At 42.0% G+C, this 21,020-nt stretch carries 23 protein-coding genes; 22 read left to right on the forward strand and 1 reads right to left on the reverse strand.

Annotation, left to right across the window (positions count from 1 at the left end; translation table 11 throughout):
* Window positions 1-79 precede the first annotated feature (79 nt).
* From MW695_RS01400 to spoIIQ, 16 genes are all read left to right on the forward strand, one after another.
* The gene (locus MW695_RS01400) at window positions 80-2,326 is read left to right on the forward strand and encodes a S8 family serine peptidase (protein WP_247102082.1); all 2,247 of its coding nucleotides are present in this window, start codon (window positions 80-82) and stop codon (window positions 2,324-2,326) included.
* Window positions 2,327-2,721: 395 nt separating this feature from the next.
* On the forward strand, window positions 2,722-2,955 hold the full coding sequence (locus MW695_RS01405; RefSeq protein ID WP_247102091.1) for an AtpZ/AtpI family protein: 234 nt from the start codon (window positions 2,722-2,724) through the stop codon (window positions 2,953-2,955).
* Window positions 2,952-3,344, forward strand: a complete 393-nt coding sequence (locus tag MW695_RS01410) for an ATP synthase subunit I (protein ID WP_247102112.1) — start codon at window positions 2,952-2,954, stop codon at window positions 3,342-3,344. The genes MW695_RS01405 and MW695_RS01410 overlap by 4 nt, the downstream gene beginning before the upstream one ends.
* Window positions 3,345-3,351: 7 nt before the next feature.
* Entirely contained in the window at window positions 3,352-4,065 is a 714-nt protein-coding gene (atpB, locus tag MW695_RS01415) for a F0F1 ATP synthase subunit A (protein ID WP_247102115.1), read from the forward strand.
* A gap of 74 nt (window positions 4,066-4,139) precedes the next feature.
* The gene (atpE, locus tag MW695_RS01420) at window positions 4,140-4,355 is read left to right on the forward strand and encodes a F0F1 ATP synthase subunit C (RefSeq protein ID WP_035344710.1); all 216 of its coding nucleotides are present in this window, start codon (window positions 4,140-4,142) and stop codon (window positions 4,353-4,355) included.
* Between the two features lie 164 nt (window positions 4,356-4,519).
* Window positions 4,520-5,005 (forward strand): F0F1 ATP synthase subunit B, encoded by a 486-nt coding sequence (atpF, locus tag MW695_RS01425; RefSeq protein WP_252120605.1) that lies wholly within the window; start codon window positions 4,520-4,522, stop codon window positions 5,003-5,005.
* Window positions 5,002-5,550: a F0F1 ATP synthase subunit delta gene (locus tag MW695_RS01430; protein ID WP_247102129.1), complete on the forward strand. Its 549-nt coding sequence runs from the start codon at window positions 5,002-5,004 to the stop codon at window positions 5,548-5,550. Before atpF ends, MW695_RS01430 begins: the two co-directional genes overlap by 4 nt.
* 21 nt (window positions 5,551-5,571) lie before the next feature.
* Complete coding sequence (gene atpA / locus MW695_RS01435; protein ID WP_247102138.1) at window positions 5,572-7,080, forward strand: F0F1 ATP synthase subunit alpha; 1,509 nt, start codon at window positions 5,572-5,574, stop codon at window positions 7,078-7,080.
* Window positions 7,081-7,117: 37 nt separating this feature from the next.
* On the forward strand, window positions 7,118-7,981 hold the full coding sequence (gene atpG, locus MW695_RS01440) for an ATP synthase F1 subunit gamma (protein WP_247102141.1): 864 nt from the start codon (window positions 7,118-7,120) through the stop codon (window positions 7,979-7,981).
* A gap of 506 nt (window positions 7,982-8,487) precedes the next feature.
* Window positions 8,488-9,900 (forward strand): F0F1 ATP synthase subunit beta, encoded by a 1,413-nt coding sequence (atpD, locus tag MW695_RS01445; protein WP_247103080.1) that lies wholly within the window; start codon window positions 8,488-8,490, stop codon window positions 9,898-9,900.
* A 100-nt stretch (window positions 9,901-10,000) separates the two neighbouring features.
* The gene (locus MW695_RS01450) at window positions 10,001-10,402 is read left to right on the forward strand and encodes a F0F1 ATP synthase subunit epsilon (protein ID WP_247102143.1); all 402 of its coding nucleotides are present in this window, start codon (window positions 10,001-10,003) and stop codon (window positions 10,400-10,402) included.
* 350 nt (window positions 10,403-10,752) lie between these two features.
* A complete protein-coding gene (locus tag MW695_RS01455; RefSeq protein ID WP_247102145.1) occupies window positions 10,753-10,989 on the forward strand; it encodes a DUF1146 family protein in 237 nt (78 codons plus the stop codon).
* Between the two features lie 95 nt (window positions 10,990-11,084).
* Complete coding sequence (locus MW695_RS01460) at window positions 11,085-11,858, forward strand: YwmB family TATA-box binding protein (protein WP_247102147.1); 774 nt, start codon at window positions 11,085-11,087, stop codon at window positions 11,856-11,858.
* 44 nt (window positions 11,859-11,902) lie between these two features.
* Window positions 11,903-13,228: a UDP-N-acetylglucosamine 1-carboxyvinyltransferase gene (gene murA / locus MW695_RS01465; protein WP_247102162.1), complete on the forward strand. Its 1,326-nt coding sequence runs from the start codon at window positions 11,903-11,905 to the stop codon at window positions 13,226-13,228.
* 164 nt (window positions 13,229-13,392) lie between these two features.
* Window positions 13,393-14,409, forward strand: coding sequence for a stage II sporulation protein D (gene spoIID / locus MW695_RS01470; protein WP_247102173.1), 1,017 nt, complete (start codon window positions 13,393-13,395; stop codon window positions 14,407-14,409).
* A 357-nt stretch (window positions 14,410-14,766) separates the two neighbouring features.
* Window positions 14,767-15,594, forward strand: a complete 828-nt coding sequence (spoIIQ, locus tag MW695_RS01475; RefSeq protein ID WP_247102175.1) for a stage II sporulation protein SpoIIQ — start codon at window positions 14,767-14,769, stop codon at window positions 15,592-15,594.
* A gap of 262 nt (window positions 15,595-15,856) precedes the next feature.
* Here spoIIQ and MW695_RS01480 read toward each other — a convergent pair whose 3' ends face one another.
* Complete coding sequence (locus MW695_RS01480) at window positions 15,857-16,504, reverse strand: transcriptional regulator (protein ID WP_247102178.1); 648 nt, start codon at window positions 16,502-16,504, stop codon at window positions 15,857-15,859.
* Window positions 16,505-16,961: 457 nt separating this feature from the next.
* Here MW695_RS01480 and spoIIID point away from each other — a divergent pair, with 457 nt between their 5' ends.
* The 6 genes from spoIIID (at window position 16,962) to fabZ (ending at window position 20,983) form a co-directional block, all read left to right on the forward strand.
* Window positions 16,962-17,249, forward strand: coding sequence for a sporulation transcriptional regulator SpoIIID (gene spoIIID, locus MW695_RS01485; RefSeq protein WP_035344741.1), 288 nt, complete (start codon window positions 16,962-16,964; stop codon window positions 17,247-17,249).
* A 112-nt stretch (window positions 17,250-17,361) separates the two neighbouring features.
* Window positions 17,362-18,366 (forward strand): rod shape-determining protein, encoded by a 1,005-nt coding sequence (gene mreB, locus MW695_RS01490; protein ID WP_247102181.1) that lies wholly within the window; start codon window positions 17,362-17,364, stop codon window positions 18,364-18,366.
* 37 nt (window positions 18,367-18,403) lie between these two features.
* A complete protein-coding gene (locus MW695_RS01495) occupies window positions 18,404-19,225 on the forward strand; it encodes a flagellar hook-basal body protein (RefSeq protein WP_247102184.1) in 822 nt (273 codons plus the stop codon).
* Between the two features lie 12 nt (window positions 19,226-19,237).
* Window positions 19,238-20,080, forward strand: coding sequence for a flagellar hook-basal body protein (locus MW695_RS01500; RefSeq protein WP_247102187.1), 843 nt, complete (start codon window positions 19,238-19,240; stop codon window positions 20,078-20,080).
* Between the two features lie 27 nt (window positions 20,081-20,107).
* Complete coding sequence (locus MW695_RS01505; protein ID WP_247102190.1) at window positions 20,108-20,458, forward strand: DNA-directed RNA polymerase subunit beta; 351 nt, start codon at window positions 20,108-20,110, stop codon at window positions 20,456-20,458.
* A 102-nt stretch (window positions 20,459-20,560) separates the two neighbouring features.
* Window positions 20,561-20,983 carry a 3-hydroxyacyl-ACP dehydratase FabZ gene (gene fabZ, locus MW695_RS01510; protein WP_035344752.1) on the forward strand — a complete coding sequence of 141 codons (423 nt, stop codon included), beginning with the start codon at window positions 20,561-20,563 and terminating at the stop codon, window positions 20,981-20,983.
* The last annotated feature ends 37 nt before the right edge of the window (window positions 20,984-21,020 follow it).

The raw sequence follows: 21,020 nt of genomic DNA on the forward strand, positions 1-21,020 counted from the left end.
CCTTTCTGGTGGTAGTAATACATAAAAATGGTTATCGTGCATCATACTATTTTTATCTCGAATTGGGTGGGGGAGTTTGATGTTGAAAAAATGCTTCGTTGCTTTCATAATAGCAACTTTATTATTTACGTTAAGCAGTGGGCAATCATTTGCCCTGAATCAATTACCTGAGCAAAAGAAGCAAAGCGAACGGGAAATTGTTGTCATTGTAACCGCTTCAGGTAATCTTGAAGAGATCGCCCAAGAGGTGATGACCCTTCTACCAGATAGTGAAATTCGAAAAATGTATCGCACGGTATTAAATGGCTTTTCATTAGAGCTTAAGGAAGGGGATCTTGATTTATTGGCGGGAATAGAGGCAATTGACCGTATTGATCGAGTCACAGAATATTCGGTTGATTTGGATGGAAGTGTGCCATTTATTGGTGGTAACGCGACTCGTGGCAAGATGGATAGGGACGGACAGCGTCTAACAGGAAAAGGAATTAAAGTAGCTGTTATCGATACAGGCGTTGATTATAATCACCCAGATTTAAAAGCGAACTTTCGTGGTGGCTACGATGTTGTTGATTATGATCATGATCCGATGGAAACAACGTCCAAACAGGGTCAGCCAACTCTACATGGAACACATGTAGCGGGTATCATTGCGGCTAATGGAAAGGTGAAGGGTGTAGCGCCAGAAGCAGAGATTTACGCTTATCGGGCATTAGGACCTGGTGGATCAGGTACGACAGAGCAAGTCATTGAAGCGATCGAAAAAGCGGTGGCAGATGAAGTTGATATTATTAATTTATCCTTAGGGAATACGGTGAATGGCCCAGACTGGCCGACGAGTGTTGCGCTCGATCAAGCGGTTGATGAGGGTATCGTCGCAGTGACATCAAATGGAAATAGCGGACCGAAGATGTGGACAGTAGGATCGCCTGGTACGTCAACGAAAGCTATTTCTGTTGGGGCATCAGCGCCGCCTATTAAGACACCTTATTTAACGTATGTTGGCGAGGAAAAAGAGTTAACGGTCTATCCTATGGGAGGAGCCCTGCCGTGGGATTTAAGAAGAGATCGCGAACTTGTTTATTTGGATTATGGACTAGAAGACGATTGGAAAGAGACCGATGTGAAGGGGAAGGTTGTGCTTGTGAAACGGGGGATGATCCCTTTTTCAGAGAAAGCGGATTATGCTGAGGAAGCAGGCGTTAAAGCGCTTATTATATACAATAACCTCTCAGGAGCTTTTGTTGGAATGGTTGAACCTTCGAAGAAAATTCCAGTTGTAAGCTTGACGAAGGAAGATGGCGAATGGCTTGTCGAAAAGATTAAAAAAGGGTCGAACTCCCCTCATTTACGGACAGTTTATCGTCATGAGGAGGACTTTATTGCGCCGTTTAGCTCAAGAGGCCCTGTCACCCAAACGTGGGAAGTAAAGCCTGATATTGTCGCGCCGGGAGTAGCGATTGATAGCACTGTTCCACAAGGGTACCTTGGCTTAAATGGCACGAGCATGTCTGCGCCACATGTTGCTGGAGCGGCAGCTTTAGTAAAGCAAGCTCACCCTGATTGGACACCAGAGCAAATTAAAGCAGCATTAATGAATACAGCAAAGAGGCTTGAAAACGATGAGGGCGAGCTCTATTTACCCTACGAGCAAGGGGCAGGTAGGCTTCAAGTAGACAAAGCTCTTGAAGTGAAAACGTTAGCGTATCCAGCGACATTAACGTTTGGGAAATGGTCGAAGGATGATAACCGTGAAAAGAGAACGGTATCGTTCACAATTGAAAACCATGATCACTTAACGCGGACGTATCATGTGAAGCCACCATTTGATGCTCCGGATGGCTTGCAATGGAAGGTTCCTTTTTCGCTTGATTTGAAACCAGGCGAAAAGAAAGAAGTACAAGTAGAGCTCGATTTATTTCCTGCTGTGCTTGAGGAAGGGATTCATCATGGTCATATCGAGATTGAAGGAGGACGTGATGAAATTTCGATCCCTTACGTTTTCTTTATCGAGGAGCCCAATTATCCACGGGTGATGGCTTTTAACTTTGGCGTAGGTGATCATCCAGGAGATTATCGCTACGAGCTCTATTTGCCGGGGGGGGCAGAAGAAATGGGTATTGCTTTGTATGATCCCGATACATTTGAATTTATTCAGTTTCTTGATGTGAAATACAACATTGGGCGTGGGATGGTTAGTGGAACTTGGTCGAAGCCTAGTGTTAAGGATGGAACGTACAAGGCGCTTGTTTACGCACGAAAAGACGGCAAGGAAGACACAATTGAAACAGTGATTACAATTGGTGATATCATTAGACCGCATTCATAAGAGCCACTGAATAAATAAAATCAAGCTTTTCAAAATAGGTAGCGGTTTCTCTTATTGCATAAATTAAAGGTCGCCTTGTCAATACCCTTAAAACCATACTTTCTTAATACCTTCCCTTTCTGCGAGGGCTTGCTGGCCGCTCGTGGAAAGGGAAAAATATATTTTAGTGTATTGGCTATGATCCTTATGCATTCAACCACGCTTGTCGACTCTTCTTGTTGCTCTTATACAGTATTCGGATTTTTTTGACAGTAATGTGAACAGATATGTTGTGAGTGTGTAAATCTGTGGGAATACGCATTGACACAAGGGGTATGCTATTGTACGATTACAAAGGGTATGAAGAAAAACTCTACATATTTATATGCTCAGCAAAAGAATGTTGAGGTGAAACGATGTCAAATGACAAAAATGGCAATCGAGTTTTGCGGACGATGGCACTTGTCTCGACGATTTCCTCCTATATCGTAGGTGGAACAGTTGGTGGTGTATTTATTGGTCTCTGGTTAGGGAACCAATTTGGAGCAAAGCCATTTTTCATCATCGCTTTTTTATTGCTGGGACTTGGTACAGGGTTTTACGGCGTATATAAAACCGTCGAGCCTTTTTTAGGGGAAGGTCAGAAGTGACAACGATTCAAAAAAAAATGAAAAATTATTGCTTAATCGTGTCAGGATTTGTGCTATTATGTATGATAGGTTATCTGACAAGTTCATTTCAGTCGCATTTCCTCGGCTTTATGATTGGGCTCCTCTTAGGCCTACTCAGTCTTTGGACAACCTATCGGAAATCCATTTTGATTGGGGAAGCTGCCTCAGGCATGAAAAACCATACAACATTATCCTATGTCGTAGCAGGGTTTGGTTTTGTTATTCGAATCGGAATCGCATTACTAGGAGTATGGCTTGCCATTACATATCCAGAGCAGCTAGATTTAATCTCAGTCATTGCAGGCTTTGCCCTGATGTATTTCATTATTATGGCAGATATGCTTATTGAATTCGCTAGAAAGAGGTGAGAATTGAATGGATCACATAGCACCTATGAGGGAATTTCTAGGGTTACAGTTTAATATGTCGACGGTATTAATGACGACCGTTACATGTGTAATCGTTTTCCTGATTTGTTTTATTGGAACACGTAATCTGTCGATGAGACCCTCAGGTATGCAAAACTTTCTTGAATGGGTTGTAGACTTTGTTCGAGGCATTATTAAGGCAAACATGCATTGGAATGTTGGCGGACAATTTACCGCGTTGGCCTTCACGCTTTTGTTTTATGTGTTTGTTGCGAATATGTTAGGGATTCCTTTTGAGATTTATAACCAACAGACTCACGAAGTATGGTGGAAATCACCAACGTCTGATGCAGCATTAACGATAACCCTTGCGGTGCTTGTTATTGTTATGACTCATTATTATGGAATTAAGATTAGAGGAACAAAGGAGTATTTTAAAGGGTATGTCAAACCAGTGCCTTTCCTATTACCGTTTAAAATTATTGAGGAATTTGCGAACGCGCTAACGCTTGGAATGCGTTTGTTTGGTAACGTTTATGCGAAGGAGATTTTAATGGTTCTATTAATTGGTCTAGGTACGACATGGGGCTTCTGGACCTTTGCCGCGTTTCTACCAACGATGGTGTGGCAGGCATTTGGAATGTTTATCGGGTCGTTGCAGGCGTTTATCTTTGCCATGCTTGCGATGGTTTATATGGCCCACAAAGTTGAAGATCATTAAACACTGCTCATTTCAATACATGAGCGTTTAAATAATTTAAAAAATAAACTTATCCTTAAGGAGGACTTATAATTATGACAGCATTAGCAATTGCAATTGTAGCAGGTTTAGCGGCGATCGGTGGAGCGTTCGCAGTAAGTATTATCGTAAAGGCAACGATCGAGGGAACAACTCGTCAACCAGAACTACGTGGTACATTACAAACTCTTATGTTCATCGGTGTACCTCTTGCTGAGGCGGTTCCGATCATTGCGATCGTTATCTCTTTCCTATTATTATTCATCTACTAATTCTTGAGCTTGCATAAGAAGCAAGCTTTATTATGGGAAATGGCGATAGTGTTCATTTAGAACCTTCGCCATTCCTTTTGTACGACTTACAAAGAAGCTAATGAATGAATTACTTATACATTGAATGGAAGTATTCTTCACATCCATGAAAGGAGTGAATCCAATTGACAATACCTTGGGGATCGATATTATACCAACTATTTGCGTTTCTAGCGTTACTATTTTTATTGAAGAAGTTTGCGTTAAAGCCTTTACTTGGTGTAATGGAAAAGCGTGAACAAATTGTAAATGATAATCTCGACTCAGCAGAGAAGACTCGTAAAGAAGCGGAAGAGCTCATTGCGAATCAAACGAAAGAGCTTGAGAAAGCAAAAGAAGAAGCACATGAAATTATTCAAAATGCGAAGAAGCTTAGTGAACAGCAAGGGCAAGATATTATTGCTCAAGCAAGAGAAAATGCCGAGCGTTTAAAGGATGCGGCTTTAGCTGAAATCCAACGTGAGAAAGAGCAGGCAGTTGCATCATTACGTGAAGAAGTAGCAGGTCTTTCTGTCTTAATTGCTCAGAAGGTCATTACGAAAGAATTGGATGCAAATGAGCAGGAGAAGCTGGTTTCAGAATATCTGAAAGAAGTAGGCGAGAAGCTATGAGCAATCTCACAGTAGCCAATCGTTATGCGGAAGCCCTTTTTAAAGTGGCTCAAGAAAAGAACGTACTAAACGAATTGAATGCCGAGCTTCAATTAGTGAAAGTCGTAATCGAATCAACTCCTGAATTTGTCCAGTTTGTTAGTCATCCGAAGGTAAAGACAGAAAAAAAGCAAGCATTTATTAAGGAAAGCTTCGGACAAGCGCTAAGTGAACCGAGCCTTCATCTGATTTACCTCTTAGTCGACCGTAAACGTACGGACATTCTCGTTCCATTAATTCAAACATTTAAGAAGCTTGCATTAGAAGCACAGGATAAAGCAGAAGCACTTGTCTATTCAGCTAAGCCTTTAGCGAAGGAAGACGAGCAGCAAATTGCCGAGCTTTTTGCAAAAAAAGCAGGGAAGAAACAACTTGAAGTGAAAAATGTGGTAGATCAAGAGCTAATCGGAGGTTTAAAGATCCGAATTGGCGATCGCATTTATGACGGTAGTGTAAAGGCGCAGCTTGACCGCATGCAGCGTCAACTAATTGCCGGAACACGCTAGTAGAAGATAGGGGTGAATGAAATGAGCATCAAACCAGAGGAAATTAGCTCTCTTATAAAACAGCAGATTGAACAGTTTCAGTCTGATGTTCAAGTACAAGATGTCGGTACAGTAATCCGTGTCGGTGACGGTATCGCACTTGCTCATGGTCTTGAAAATGTTATGGCTGGTGAGCTTCTTGAGTTCTCAAACGGGGTTATGGGGATGGCTCAGAACCTTGAGGAGAATAATATCGGGATTATTATCCTTGGGCCTTACACAGACATTCGTGAAGGTGATGAGGTCAAACGTACAGGACGTATTATGGAAGTGCCTGTTGGGGAAGAACTTCTTGGTCGTGTCGTGAATCCATTAGGTCAACCAGTTGATGGACTTGGACCAATTGAAACGTCTAAGACTCGTCCGATTGAAAGTAAAGCACCTGGAGTTATGGACCGTAAATCAGTACATGAGCCACTTCAAACAGGTATTAAATCAATCGACTCAATGGTTCCGATCGGTCGTGGTCAACGTGAGTTAATTATCGGTGACCGTCAAACAGGTAAAACAGCGATTGCAATTGATACGATTATTAACCAGAAAAACGAAGATATGATTTGTATTTACGTTGCAATTGGTCAAAAGGAATCAACGGTAGCAGGTGTTGTTGAAACACTTCGTCAAAAGGGCGCACTAGATTACACAATCGTTGTATCTGCTGGTGCATCTGATCCAGCGCCGATGTTATTTCTAGCACCTTATACAGGTGTTTCGATGGGTGAAGAATTCATGTATAACGGTAAGCATGTTCTTGTGATCTATGATGATTTAACAAAGCAAGCTTCTGCTTATCGTGAGCTTTCCCTATTGTTACGTCGTCCTCCAGGTCGTGAGGCATTCCCAGGGGATGTATTCTACTTACATTCACGTTTGCTAGAACGTGCAGCGAAGCTAAGTGATGCAAAGGGTGGCGGCTCAATCACAGCTCTTCCTTTCATTGAAACGCAAGCAGGTGACGTATCTGCATACATTCCGACAAACGTTATTTCAATTACTGACGGACAAATTTTCTTACAATCAGACTTATTCTATTCTGGGGTTCGTCCTGCGGTTAATGCCGGTTTATCGGTATCGCGTGTTGGGGGCTCTGCTCAAATTAAAGCGATGAAAAAGGTTGCAGGTACGCTACGTCTAGATTTAGCGGCGTATCGTGAACTAGAAGCATTTGCTCAATTCGGTTCAGATCTTGACAGTGCGACTCAAGCAAAGCTTAACCGTGGTCAACGTACAGTTGAAGTGTTAAAGCAAAATTTACATGAGCCACTTCCTGTTGAGAAGCAAGTAACGATTATTTATGCGCTTATTAACGGATTCCTAGATGATATTCCAGTAGAAGATGTTCTACGTTTTGAGTCAGAGCTATTTACATACTTTGACCATAACAAAAAAGAGCTCCTTGATAGCATTCGTACGACTGGAAATCTTCCTGAAGCTGGTGAGTTTAACGCAGCGATAGAGGAGTTTAAAAAGACATTTTCAGCGAGCAAGTAATCGAAACACTTGATTTTTCAAAAAGGTGGTGAGTGAAATGGCTTCAATGAGAGATATAAAAGGGCGTATTACGTCAACAAAAAAGACGAAGCAAATTACGAAGGCGATGCAGATGGTTTCAGCTGCGAAGCTAAACCGTGCCCAGCATAATGCTCAAGCGTTCCTACCATATACGGAAAAGATTCGTGAGGTTGTTGCGAGTATTGCTTCTTCCGAAACAGAGATATCTCATCCGATGCTTGAGGAGCGTCCTGTGAAGAAGACTGGCTATATTATTATTACGTCTGACCGTGGGTTAGCGGGTGGTTACAATGCTTCTTTAACACGTGCCCTTCTCCAAAAGATAAGTGAACGTCATAAATCACCTGATGAGTACGGTATTGTCGTAATGGGACGTATCGGTCGCGACTTATTCAAAAAGCGTAACTTACCGATTATTCAAGAGATTGTCGGTTTATCAGATCAGCCTGAGTTTAATGAAATTAAAAGCTTGGCGAAGACAACGGTCGACATGTTTGCTGATGGCTTGTTTGATGAGCTATACATTTGGTATAACCATTTTGTTAGCCCCATCACACAAGAAGTAACAGAAACGAAGCTGTTGCCATTAACGGATCTAGCTGAGGACAATCAATCAGGTAACGCGGCTTACGAATATGAGCCATCTGAGCAAGTCATTTTAGAGCAGCTATTGCCACAATATGCAGAAAGCCTCATTTTCGGTGCTTTGCTTGATGCCAAAGCGAGTGAATTTGGTGCCCGTATGACAGCAATGAGCTCTGCAACTGACAATGCAACGGCTCTCATCGATGATTTAACGTTAATCTATAACCGAGCACGTCAAGCAGCAATCACACAAGAGATCACCGAGATCGTCGGTGGAGCTGCCGCGTTAGAATAAAACCAAGCAATCAAAGAGAAACACAAGAACATAAGGATATCCGAAAAACATAGCGAAGTAGCTATTAGAAGGGCTCCCTCTATCCGCAAAAAAAGCATAAAGGGATTGCACCAAAACAAACAAGAAATACAAACACAAAGAGTATCCAAAAAACATGGTGTAATAGCCATTAGAAGGGCTCCCTCTATCCGCAAAAAAAGCATAAAGGGATTGCACCAAAACAAACAAGAAACACAAGCAAAATGGTTATCCGAAAAACATAGCGTAGTAGCTATTAGAAGGGCTCCCTCTATCCACTGAAAAGCACATAGGGGATTGCACCAAAACAAACAAGAAACACAAGCACACAAGGATATCCAAAAAACATGGTGTAATAGCTATTAGAAGGGCTCCCTCTATCCGCAAAAAAAGCATAAAGGGCATTGCTCCAAAACAAACAAGAAACACAAGAACAAAAGGATATCAAAAACATGGTGTAATAGCCATTAGAAGGGATGGAAAAAACTATGAATAGTGGTCGCATTACTCAAGTAATGGGTCCGGTTGTCGACGTGAAATTTGACGACGGGCAGTTACCTGAAATATATAATGCTTTACGTGTTGAGCAAAAAGGTTCGGATATAAATGCGGTTGATGTAAGCGTAACGTTAGAAGTTGCGATTCATCTTGGTGATAATACCGTACGTACTGTTGCCATGGATTCAACAGACGGACTTGTTCGTGGTACAGCTGCAGTTGATACGGGCGCTCCGATTTCCGTACCAGTTGGTGAAGCGACATTAGGACGTGTATTTAATGTATTAGGTGAGGCGATTGATTTAGATGAGCCAATCGCTGCTGATGTGAAACGTGATCCGATTCACCGTGAAGCACCACAATTTGAGGAGTTATCGACAAAAACAGAAATTCTTGAAACAGGAATTAAAGTTGTTGATCTTCTTGCTCCATACATTAAAGGTGGTAAAATCGGTTTATTTGGAGGAGCCGGGGTTGGTAAGACGGTTTTAATCCAAGAGTTAATTAATAACATTGCCCAAGAGCACGGGGGGATTTCCGTATTCGCAGGTGTAGGGGAGCGTACTCGTGAAGGGAACGATCTTTACCATGAAATGACGGATTCTGGTGTTATTAATAAAACGGCGATGGTGTTCGGCCAAATGAATGAGCCACCAGGTGCACGTATGCGTGTTGCCCTATCTGGTTTGACAATGGCTGAGCATTTCCGTGATCAAGATGGACAAGATGTATTATTGTTCGTTGATAACATTTTCCGTTTCACTCAAGCAGGTTCGGAAGTGTCGGCTCTTTTAGGTCGTATGCCTTCTGCCGTTGGTTACCAACCAACACTTGCAACGGAGATGGGTCAGCTTCAAGAGCGTATTACATCAACGAAAGTCGGTTCTGTTACATCGATCCAAGCCATTTATGTACCAGCCGATGACTATACAGATCCAGCTCCAGCGACGACGTTTGCTCACTTAGATGCAACGACAAACCTAGAGCGTAAATTATCAGAAATGGGTATTTACCCAGCCGTTGATCCATTAGCGTCTACATCACGTGCGCTTTCTCCTGAAATTGTTGGAGAAGAGCACTATGAGATAGCTCGTCAAGTGCAATCAACATTACAAAAGTATAAAGAATTACAAGATATCATTGCGATTCTCGGTATGGATGAGCTTTCTGAGGAAGATAAGCTTATTGTACACCGTGCACGTCGTGTTCAATTCTTCTTGTCGCAAAACTTCCACGTAGCCGAGCAGTTCACAGGACAGCAAGGTTCATACGTACCAGTTAAAGAAACGATCAAAGGCTTTAAAGAGATCATGTCTGGCAAGTATGATGATCTTCCAGAGGATGCATTCCGTCTTGTTGGTCGTATTGAGGAAGTTGTTGAAAAAGCGAAGGAAATGGCGTAACACTAAAAGAGGGGGCGTATGAGGCCGCTGAAAAAGTATGAATCATCTTTTTCAGAGCTCTTTGATGTACTCCGCTCAATGCTAGTAAGGAGGGTTCCACATGCAAATTAATGTTAGTGTTGTTACTCCTGATGGCAAAGTGTATGACGGAGATGTAGATATGGTAAGTGTTCGCACGATTGAAGGCGAGCTAGGCATTTTACCACGTCACATCCCGTTGGTTGCTCCATTAACAGTTGGAGCAGTGCGCTTGAAAAAAGGCACCACTGTAGAAAAAGTAGCTGTGAGTGGTGGATTTGTTGAAGTTCGCCCCGATCAGGTCACGATTTTGGCAGAGGCAGCTGAGTTGCCTTCAGGGATTGATGTTGATCGTGCACAGGAAGCTAAGAAGCGTGCCGAGCAACGGATTGAAACAAACAAAAAAGATGAAATTGATTTCAAACGTGCTGAGCTCGCCCTACGCCGAGCAAGTAACCGTTTGGATGTCGCTTCAAATAAGTAAGAATAAAGGCGCCGTGAGTGGCGCCTTTTTTTGTTTGGAATCTGGATGTTTCTTTCTATCTGCTGAAACCTTCTCATTAATCTTCTGTAAATAAATTAATTTAAAATTTTGTAAAATGTGAATAGAATGTCAAGAAACCATACAAGTTTTATTTTTGTCTAATTAGATAAAAAGTCGCTTGAACCATTGATATGTAAGCGTTTTACCCGTGTGTAGCCAAGTTTAATTAGATTTATATACCTATAGATTTTTTTTTTTGTTTCCGTTAAGATGGAGAAGGTTGTGTCATGTTGACAAGTAACCTAAAATAAATGGGATAGAGATAAGATCAAAGAAAAGGGGTCGTTTCTATGCTTGAAGGATTTGGTCAACAAGCAATGTTAGCCATCGTCATTAATGTGTTCTTTATAGCCGTTACATGGTGGGCATTACAATCTTTTCGATTTGATTTGTTTGTCAAAGATCCCGAAGGACCAAGAGCGAAGGTTCTTATGATAATCGTCACGATTGCCATTGCTCAGTTAGTTAGTCAATTCTTTTTAGATTATATGTACTCTTCACAAATGCTCCGATACATATGGGAATAAGCAATTTGTCGAGAGATGACTACAACTTCCATGTATTGAACGCACTCTCCTGGTAAAAATGATACTAAATCATGTTTTCTTGGGGAGGAGAACAAATGGCTTTATGGCGACTAATAATTATAGCAGGTTTACTTTTATTTGCGGCAGGGTATGTTCATGTGTACGGTGCACAAGAGGATGTACTTGACTATCAAGAACCGTTAACTCAGTTTTATCAATTTGTACATGACGTCGATCTTGAGGTGGAAGAGTGGCACATTCGGGTGAGGGACCAACGATTGTTACCTTTTACATCAGAGGATGATTTTATGCATGACTTGGAACAATTATTTCAATCAAATAAAAATTGGGTTCGACAAGATCTTGATATGACAGGGACGGATTGGAGTGCTTTGTATACATATGAAGATGATAAACGACCTGTAAAGGAAGCTATCCGCATTAATATGCATCCTATATCGCCCGAAAGCAACGAACGTAATCGTATCATATCGTACCAAATACAAGCAAATGATCTGATTACTGAATATGATTTAAATGAAATAGTCGAGCAACGCATTACCGAATTGGGCTTAGATGAAGGGGAAGCCTATGCTCAATTGCGCGCAATTAAAGAAAAGGAACGAACGAACACAACGAATATACAAACACAAGCGTATGAATGGTTAGAACATTTAGATGCACAAGCAGTAGAAGAATTAGTTGAGGAACAGTTTATCTCTCTCTCTGCGTATCAGCCAGAATGGGGTTCTGGTCTTATGACAGGTAATGAGCACATGAATGTCCAAATCGCCCTTCGTGATGTAGAAGGAATGGGCGCTAGGACAAGAGTGACAATTGGCACGCCTATTATTACGACTGAATATTGATGATAGAGAAGAGACTATAATTTAGAGACGCGGAGGGGAATACGTTGGAAAAAATTATTGTCCGGGGTGGCAATGAGCTACGCGGTACAGTGAAGGTAGAGGGAGCGAAGAATGCTGTTTTACCAGTCATTGCTGCATCGATCTTAGCAGGCCGCGGCACGAGCCACATATATGATGCGCCAAAATTGGCAGATGTATATACGATGAAGGAAGTTTTAAGTAATTTAAATATAGATGTTCAATATAATAAAGGTGTGTTTTCCGTAAATGCCGAAAAAACATTAAAGACAGAGGCGCCTTTTGAATATGTTCGCAAAATGAGAGCATCTTTCCTAGTAATGGGACCGTTACTTGCACGAGTTGGGAAGGCGCGAATCGCCCTTCCAGGTGGTTGTGCAATTGGATCAAGACCGATTGATCAACATCTTAAAGGCTTTGAAGCAATGGGAGCAACAGTTGAAATCGGAAATGGCTTTATTGAAGCATCGATTGATAGAAGACTACAAGGTGCCAACATTTATTTAGATTTCCCAAGTGTCGGAGCAACTGAAAACATTATGATGGCTGCTGTATTAGCTAATGGTGTGACATTAATCGAAAATGCAGCAGAAGAGCCTGAAATTGTTTGCCTGGCGAACTACTTAAATGCAATGGGAGCAAAAGTTCGCGGAGCAGGTACAGGTGAAATCCGTATTGAAGGTGTCGATGAATTGGTTGCTTGCGAGCACACGGTGATTCCGGATCGTATTGAAGCAGGTACCTTTATGGTAGCAGCCGCCATTACAAGTGGAAATATCCTAATTGAAGGTGCTGTATCAGAGCATCTACGTCCACTAATTGCCAAGATGAAAGAAATGGGCGTTAAAATTACAGAAGAAGAAAAGGGCTTGCGAGTTGTTGGTCCAAAGAAACTAAAGCCAGTTGATATTAAAACAATGCCACATCCTGGATTTCCAACGGATATGCAAGCGCAAATGATGGCATTATTATTACAAGCGAACGGTACGGGCGTCATTACGGAAACCGTGTTTGAAAATCGCTTTATGCATGTCGAAGAATTCCGTCGGATGAATGCGAATATTAAGATTGAAGGTCGATCTGCGATTATGACAGGTCCAAGTAAGCTACAAGGTGCAGAGGTAGCCTCAACTGATTTACGTGCTGGAGCGGCGCTTGTGTTAGCAGGACTCGTAGCTGACGGAGTGACACGTGTAACGGAGCTTAAACACATTGACCGTGGATATGTTGATTTAACTGATAAGCTTATTGCCCTTGGTGCTGATGTTGAACGTGTGACTGAAGTCGTAGAAACCGAAACGGAAGCTGTTGAAGCGCCATCGTCCTTACAGTTAAATACAAACCTAGTTTAAATGAAATGGCTCCAACTAGCGGGGCCTTACATACAAAGAAGAGGGCACTGAAAAAGTTTTTTTACTTTATTGGTGTCCTTTTAATTTTCTAATAAATGATGCTTCTAATTAACGCTTCGTCCTCATATACTGTCCTAGAACAATTTCACATTGGGGGACTAAATATGAAACGAATTCTCATTGTAGCACTTATTCTCTGCACAGTTATCCTCGTCATACCAACGATGCTCGTTGTGGTTGTATCACCAACACCAGATGTCAATGTGATGCAATCAGCCCCTACAGACAAAGAAAGTGGATGGGATTATGACCCGTCAGAAGATGTTTCCATTGCCGTATTTCGCAGTCAGCAAGAAGTGATTGATACGTTACCACTCGAAATTTATGTAATGGGAGTCGTCGCTTCTGAAATGAATGCAACCTTTGAAATGGAGGCACTGAAGGCACAGGCTCTAACAGCTAGAACCTATATGGTCAGACATATGCTTGCACCTCAAGATGTTGATTTACCTGAAGGTGCTATGGTTACAGATACGATTATGCATCAAGTGTATAAAGATGAAGAGGAGCTTAGAGAAGCGTGGGGGAGTGAGTATGAACACTTCATGAAACGAATTGAAGAGGCGGTCCTCTCGACGCAAGGTCAGGTGCTTACGTATGATGACGAGCCAATTGATGCGATGTTCTTTTCGACTAGTAACGGCTATACGGAAAACTCAGAAGACTATTGGGAAAATGAGATCCCTTATTTAAGAAGCGTTGAAAGCCCTTGGGATCAACGTTCACCACGGTTTACAGCCGAAACGACTTTTACGGTGGAGGAATTTGAGCAGAGGTTAGGAGTTACGTTACCTGAAGATCAATCAGTTGGCGTTATATCCGAACGAACAAAAGGAAGTAGAGTGGCGAAAGTAAATATTAACGGTACTGAATTATCAGGCAGATACGTAAGAGAGGAGCTCGGACTCGATTCCTCTGATTTTCAATGGCGTCGCGAAGGAAACCACATCGTCGTACAAACACGCGGTTGGGGACACGGTGTCGGGATGAGCCAGTATGGTGCTGACGGCATGGCAAAGGAAGGAAGCGATTATGAGGAGATCGTCAATCATTATTATCAAGGCGTAACGATTGAAATGGTTGATCCGTATGTTCAAGAGCTAACGGCAAAGGCGGAATAAGAGAGACCTTATGATGAGACGATTGAAGAAGGATATAACGAGGCCACTGAAAAAGTAAAATCGACTTTTTCAGTGCCTTTGTACAAAATAGCAATGGCTATACACGATGCGCGCCTGATACGAGAAGACTAAACCGTATCAGCTTTTTAAAATGGGAAACGGTTATGCATAACCCTCCCTACCGGTTTGTCCTTCTTTTTTTGGACAAACCTTTTTTCATATCAAAGCAAAAAGTAATCAAAATGAGATGTATAATTCTATATAAACTCTCAAATACTAAGCACAAAAAATATTTTTTCGAAAAATATGTATAGAAATCCTTCATTCTGATCACAATGGTTGCTGAGGTGATGAGAAATGAGAGAAGATAACAATCGATCTTCTAATAATGAGGAAACAAAAATGAATATTCGAAGTATTTTACGTAAACGTTGGGTTATTCCTGCACTTTATTTAGCTGCTGCTGCTCTAGTATTAAGCGCTGTATTCATGCTACAAAATAATGATGAAACAGTCGCACCTGAAATCGGAATAGATGCTGATGGCGTAAGTCAAAATGAGAATCCATATGGTGAAGAAGCCCTTCCGGTTACATCGATGTCAGAGCGCGTACAGATGCCATTTGAAAATGAACATGAGATGAACATTGTCGGTTACTTTTATGACGTTCATGCGACGGCTGAGGAGCAACAAGAAGCACTTGTCTATTATAATAATGAGTACTATCCAAATAAAGGAATGGATTTTGCTCATGTTGATGGCGAGAGCTTCGATGTCATTGCCGCTTTATCAGGTACGGTTGTTCGTGCTGAAAAAGATGAACTACTTGGCTACATTGTCGAAATCTCACATGAGGATGATGTCGTGACACATTACCACAGTCTAGAGAATATAGACGTCGAGCAAGGTGATACAGTCGAGCAGGGAGATGTGTTAGGAACGGCTGGTCGAAATGTGTATAACAAAGACGCTGGTATACATGTACACTTTGAAATTCGTCAAGATCAAATGGCGATTAATCCGAACAATGTGTTTGATCAACCAATTGATGCCATTGAGGATATTGCGAAGGAACAAGAGGAAGATGAAAAAGAAGCAGAAGAAGAACAGGATCCAGCGGAAGATGATCAAGATGAATCAGATTCCAATGATGAATCAGCTGAATCTCATGAGCTTCATTCTTAATACTACGTGTAAAGTGTGATAAAAGGGACAGGATCCTTTTTGTCACACTTTTTTGTGGTGTTGGAATACCAAACGGAACGTCATTCCGCTAATTGAGGGAAACATGCTGTTTCAGCATGCGAAGTGGAACGCTATTCCGCTATTATGCCAAAAGAAGAGCTAAGCGCCGCACAAACGATCAAATAGCGTAATGAGGTTCAGGAAAGGCCTTCAAAAAAGGCTCTATGGGTGAAATAGAGGAATGAGGTTCCGTTAAGACTCATCATTTGAGTACATAAGTGCGAGCGCGCTGGTTCCCACTAGCAACTGCTAGTATTTGTTTGTCTACTAGCTTATGCAAAATGATTCGTGCATATCGATCACTGATATGAAGGTGCTGAGCAACTTCTAGAGGAGTAAGAGGACGAAGGGTGCGTTGAGAAAAACGAACAACTTCAGATTCAAGCCAAGATAATTGTGGGGAAACATCAATTGAAGTGAACTTACCGATAAAAGCAAGGGTCAGTTGTTGACAGCGTTGAGGTTCATCCGTAATGGAAAGGTAAGCAATGGGTAAAAGTGTCCAGCCATCGAGAGCTAATAATGAATGGCGCCAGCACAGATCTTTAAAACGTCTTACATCGAGGTCTCTTGCGTGGGGACCATATCCTTGAATTTCAATCGCTCCTTTCGCTTGATGACTAGGTCTGTACGCGAGATCAAGGTAACGGTACCCATTGTTGAAATCCCGCACCTCCCATTCAGGATATAGATGATTAAAGTTTCCAAAAGTAGGGAACCAAATGTCTTGAAGAAATCTAATCGTACCATGGCCTAGTCCTTTAATGAGGAATTCTCGTCTTCTGTGATTGTTCTCTTCGGCTATTTGGTTTTCGAGCCACGTGTGTAAAGCTTGATCAAAATTTGACAAGGGAAGCACATCCTTTTAGTGGAGTAAAATCGTGGATAGGTCAATATGGAGAAAGAACATATAAAATTATAGTAACGCATGTCCTCTCTTTTCACAACGGTCTAGAGTGGATGTAATGATGAAACGGAACGTCATTCCGTTAATGGGGCGAAACACGCCGTTTCAGCATGCGAAGTGGAACGCCATTCCGCTATTATGCCAAAAGAAGTGCCAAGCGACGCACAAACGATCAAATAGCGGAATGAGGTTCAGGAAAACTCCTCGAAAAAGGCTCTATGAGTGAAATAGCGGAATGAGGTTCCAGACTATCTGGAAAGTTGCTATCCCTTGATGGTTAGCCTTAGACAACCCCCCTATTAGAAAACTCGCGCCTGTCCTTATAATAAGGTGGTATATCTCCTTTACCTCGCTAATAAACTGTACCAATCACCAAGATTGAATTAGGGAGGCGAGTCGTGTGCACGATTACATCAAAGAGCGAACCATCAAGATAGGTAGGTATGTGGTCGAGTCCAAAAAGACAGTTCGAACAATCGCAAAAGAATTTGGAGTCTCGAAAAGTACCGTACACAAAGACCTCACAGAGCGTTTACCAGAAATCAACCCAGAACTAGCTAATGAAGTGAAGGAAATTTTGGAGTATCACAAGTCTATTCGCCACCTGCGAGGCGGAGAGGCGACGAAAGTGAAGTATCGAAAGTCCGAAAAAGACAATCAACCATCTGCTGTACAAACTCCTAACTAATTTTTGAAAAAATTCCACCCGTTTCGACATTTATATGATAAAATTAACAATTAGGTACATCGTATTAGTAAACATACGATTTCTATGTTCGGAATAGGGAGGAACGAAAATAATGTTTGGTCGAGATATTGGGATAGACTTAGGTACAGCAAATGTGTTAATACACGTGAAAGGAAATGGAATTGTTTTAAATGAACCATCAGTTGTAGCAGTTGATACGACAACGAAACGAGTTCTTGCAGTTGGTGAAGAGGCTTTCCGTATGGTTGGACGTACACCAGGAAATATTGTGGCACTTCGCCCAATGAAAGATGGGGTCATAGCTAACTTTGAAATGACAGAATCAATGCTTAAGCATTTTCTAGCTAAGATTAACGTCAAGAGCTTCTTTTCAAAACCACGCATTTTAATTTGCTGCCCAACCAATATTACATCAGTTGAACAGAAAGCAATCCGAGAAGCAGCTGAGAAGAGCGGCGGGAAAAACGTGTATTTAGAAGAAGAGCCTAAGGTCGCAGCGATTGGCGCAGGGATGGATATTTTTCAGCCAAGTGGAAATATGGTTGTAGATATAGGCGGTGGAACAACGGATGTCGCAGTTCTATCAATGGGAGATATCGTCACCGCCTCTTCTATCAAAATCGCAGGTGATCGATTTGATATGGATATTCTTGCGTTCATTAAGAAGAAATACAAACTACTTATTGGTGAACGTACAGCTGAAAATATCAAAGTACAAGTGGCTACTGTATTTCCAGGTGCACGACAGGAAGAAATTGATATACGTGGACGCGATATGGTTAGTGGACTTCCGCGCACAATTACGATAAACTCAAATGAGATAGAAGGAGCGTTGCGTGAATCTGTTTATTATATTGTACAAGCTTCTAAGCAAGTACTTGAGCAAACGCCACCAGAGCTTTCGGCGGATATCATTGATCGTGGTGTTATCTTAACAGGTGGAGGAGCCTTATTGCACGGAATGGACCAACTTCTATCAGATCAGTTAAAAGTACCTGTTCTCGTTGCTGATGAACCTATGCATTGTGTAGCGAAAGGGACTGGAATGATCTTAGATAATTTAGATCGTATGTCAACAAAAAAAATTCAGATTTAATACATACATTTATAAGAAAGAATGGGGGAGAATGTCAATGCTTCGCGGACTATATGGAGCGGCTGCTGGAATGGTGGCTCAACAAAATCGACAAGAAATGTTGTCAAATAATTTGGCAAATGCAAATACACCAGGCTTTAAAGCAGATCAGGCATCATTACGCTCATTTCCTAATATGCTCTTACATGCAGTCGATACTCAAGCGATGCCGGGTAGACGCTCATATCCGATCGGGGAGCTAACGACAGGCGTGTATCTCCAAGAGCGAATGCCTAATTTTAAGCAAGGTGATTTAGTCGAGTCAGGAAACGCGACGGATATCGCGTTATTGCAGGGGGTCTTACCTGAGAATGAAGATGGTCGTGAGATGGCTTTATTTTATACGATCGAACATAATGAGGATGAGATTCGTTATAGTCGTAACGGTCATTTTACAGTTGATGGCGAAGGGTTCCTCACAACAGCACAAGGACGCTATGTTCTTGATGTCGATGGTGAACGAATTCAAGTGGATAACGAGAACTTTATTGTGACACCAAATGGAATCGTCACAAATGAAGCCGGAGATCAGGTTGGACAGATTAATGTCGTTGTAGCAGAGGACCCGATGCTTTTAGTGAAGGAAGGCGATGGACTACTACGCTTTACAGAAGAGGGAGAGCTTCCTTCTGTTGTAGGCGATGATGAGATAGCGTATCAGCTGCAGCAAGGCTTTACGGAACGCTCGAATGTCGATGCAGGACAAACGATGACGGAAATGATGACAGCTTATCGTGCATTTGAAGCGAATCAACGTGTCTTGCAGGCTTACGACCAAAGCCTAGAAAAGGCAGTGAATGAAGTTGGACGGATTGGATAAGGGGGTTAGAGGATGAATACATCAATGATTGCAGGCGCTGTGACGATGGGACAATTACAGAAAAAAATTGATACGATCTCCAATAACGTGGCGAATGTGAATACAAATGGATTTAAACGTCGAGAAGCAACCTTTTCTGATTTACTTTTCCAACAAGTGTACAATCAGACAAACCTTCAAATGGAGGGAGGACGTCTAACTCCTGATGGAATTAGAGTTGGATCAGGTGCACGATTGGCACAAACAGCTCTACGCTTAGAGCAAGGATCACTACTCACAACAGAGCGCGAGCTTGATTTTGCTTTGACAGAGCGCGATGTCTTTTTTCAAATTGAAGCGGTTGTCGGCGGAGAGGTGACAGAGCAGCTTACTCGCGATGGAGCATTTTACTTAACGGAAAGTGTCGATAATCCCGGTGAATGGTCGATTGTCACATCTGATGGAAGCTTTGTTCTTAGTGCAACAGGGGAACGGATGAATGTTCCTGAGAACTTCCAATCTCTTGAACTAGCGGGTAACGGAATGCTTGTCGCAACATTAGAGGATGGTGCTCAGCAAGATGTCGGCCAAATTGGACTTACTCGTGTGTTAAAGCCACAACTCCTAACTGCGACTGGTGATAATCGTTACGCTGTTCCGAATTTGGCTGAGTTAGGATTTGATGAGGCTGACGTGATTGAAGCAGCCGCTATCACACCACAACTCGTTCAGCAAGGGGTATTGGAAGGTTCAAATGTGGATTTGTCTAATGAGATGAATGAACTCATTCAAGCACAGCGTCATTTTCAATTTAATGGACAGTCGATTTCAATTGCAGATGATATGGCTGGTCTAATAAACGGAATCCGAAGATAAGCGTGATTTAGATTTGGGGAGTATACGATGACTGAAAAGAAGGCAACTAAAAACGTGAAAGAAGCGAATAAGGAAGAGCCGATCGTTCAACAGGAACCTGTTGAACAGAATACAAGCTCTCAAGCGATCGATGAGTCAGCACAACAGGTCGAAACAAATGATGATGAACACTCAAAACAGAGATATCGTCGTAAACGCCTGCGCTTGCGGATGATCCCAATTTGGCTACGAATTTTTCTTTCGATCGTGCTCATTGGTGGTAGCTTTCTCGTTGGACTGATGGTTGGCTTTGGTATTGTCGGAGACGGGGACAACCCAGCTGAAATTTTAAAGCCAGATTTATGGTATTATTTAATGGACATGATCCGAGGAAGGTAGCTTCCTCGGCTTTTTCTGTTTCTCATAGACCTGAATGATTCGCATTGGAAAAGAAAATTATGGTATAATATGAAAAAAACATCTTGGAAAGGGATGAGGTTATTGCTTACAGTTGAAGAAATTAAAGAAATCATTCCACATCGTTATCCTTTTTTATTAATTGATCGTATTGTTGAATTAGAAGAGGGACAGAAGGCTGTAGGAATTAAAAATGTAACGGCAAATGAGGAGTTTTTTAATGGACATTTTCCAGAATACCCTGTTATGCCAGGAGTGCTTATTGTAGAAGCTCTTGCTCAAGTTGGGGCAGTTGCTATTTTGAAGGTCGAAGCCAATAGAGGGAAATTAGCGATGTTTGCCGGGATTGATAAGTGTCGCTTTAAGAAACAAGTGAAGCCGGGAGATCAACTAAGACTAGAGGTTGAAATTACTCGTATGAAGGGCCCAATCGGAAAAGGACATGCAGTGGCTTCAGTAGATGGTGAAGTGGCAGCGGAGCTTGATATGACCTTTGCTATTCAATAGCCGGAAAAGTACGATTCATTTCACGTCATGATGAAGG

Source organism: Halalkalibacter sp. APA_J-10(15), assembly GCF_023017105.1.
Lineage (GTDB): Bacteria > Bacillota > Bacilli > Bacillales > Bacillaceae_D > Halalkalibacter.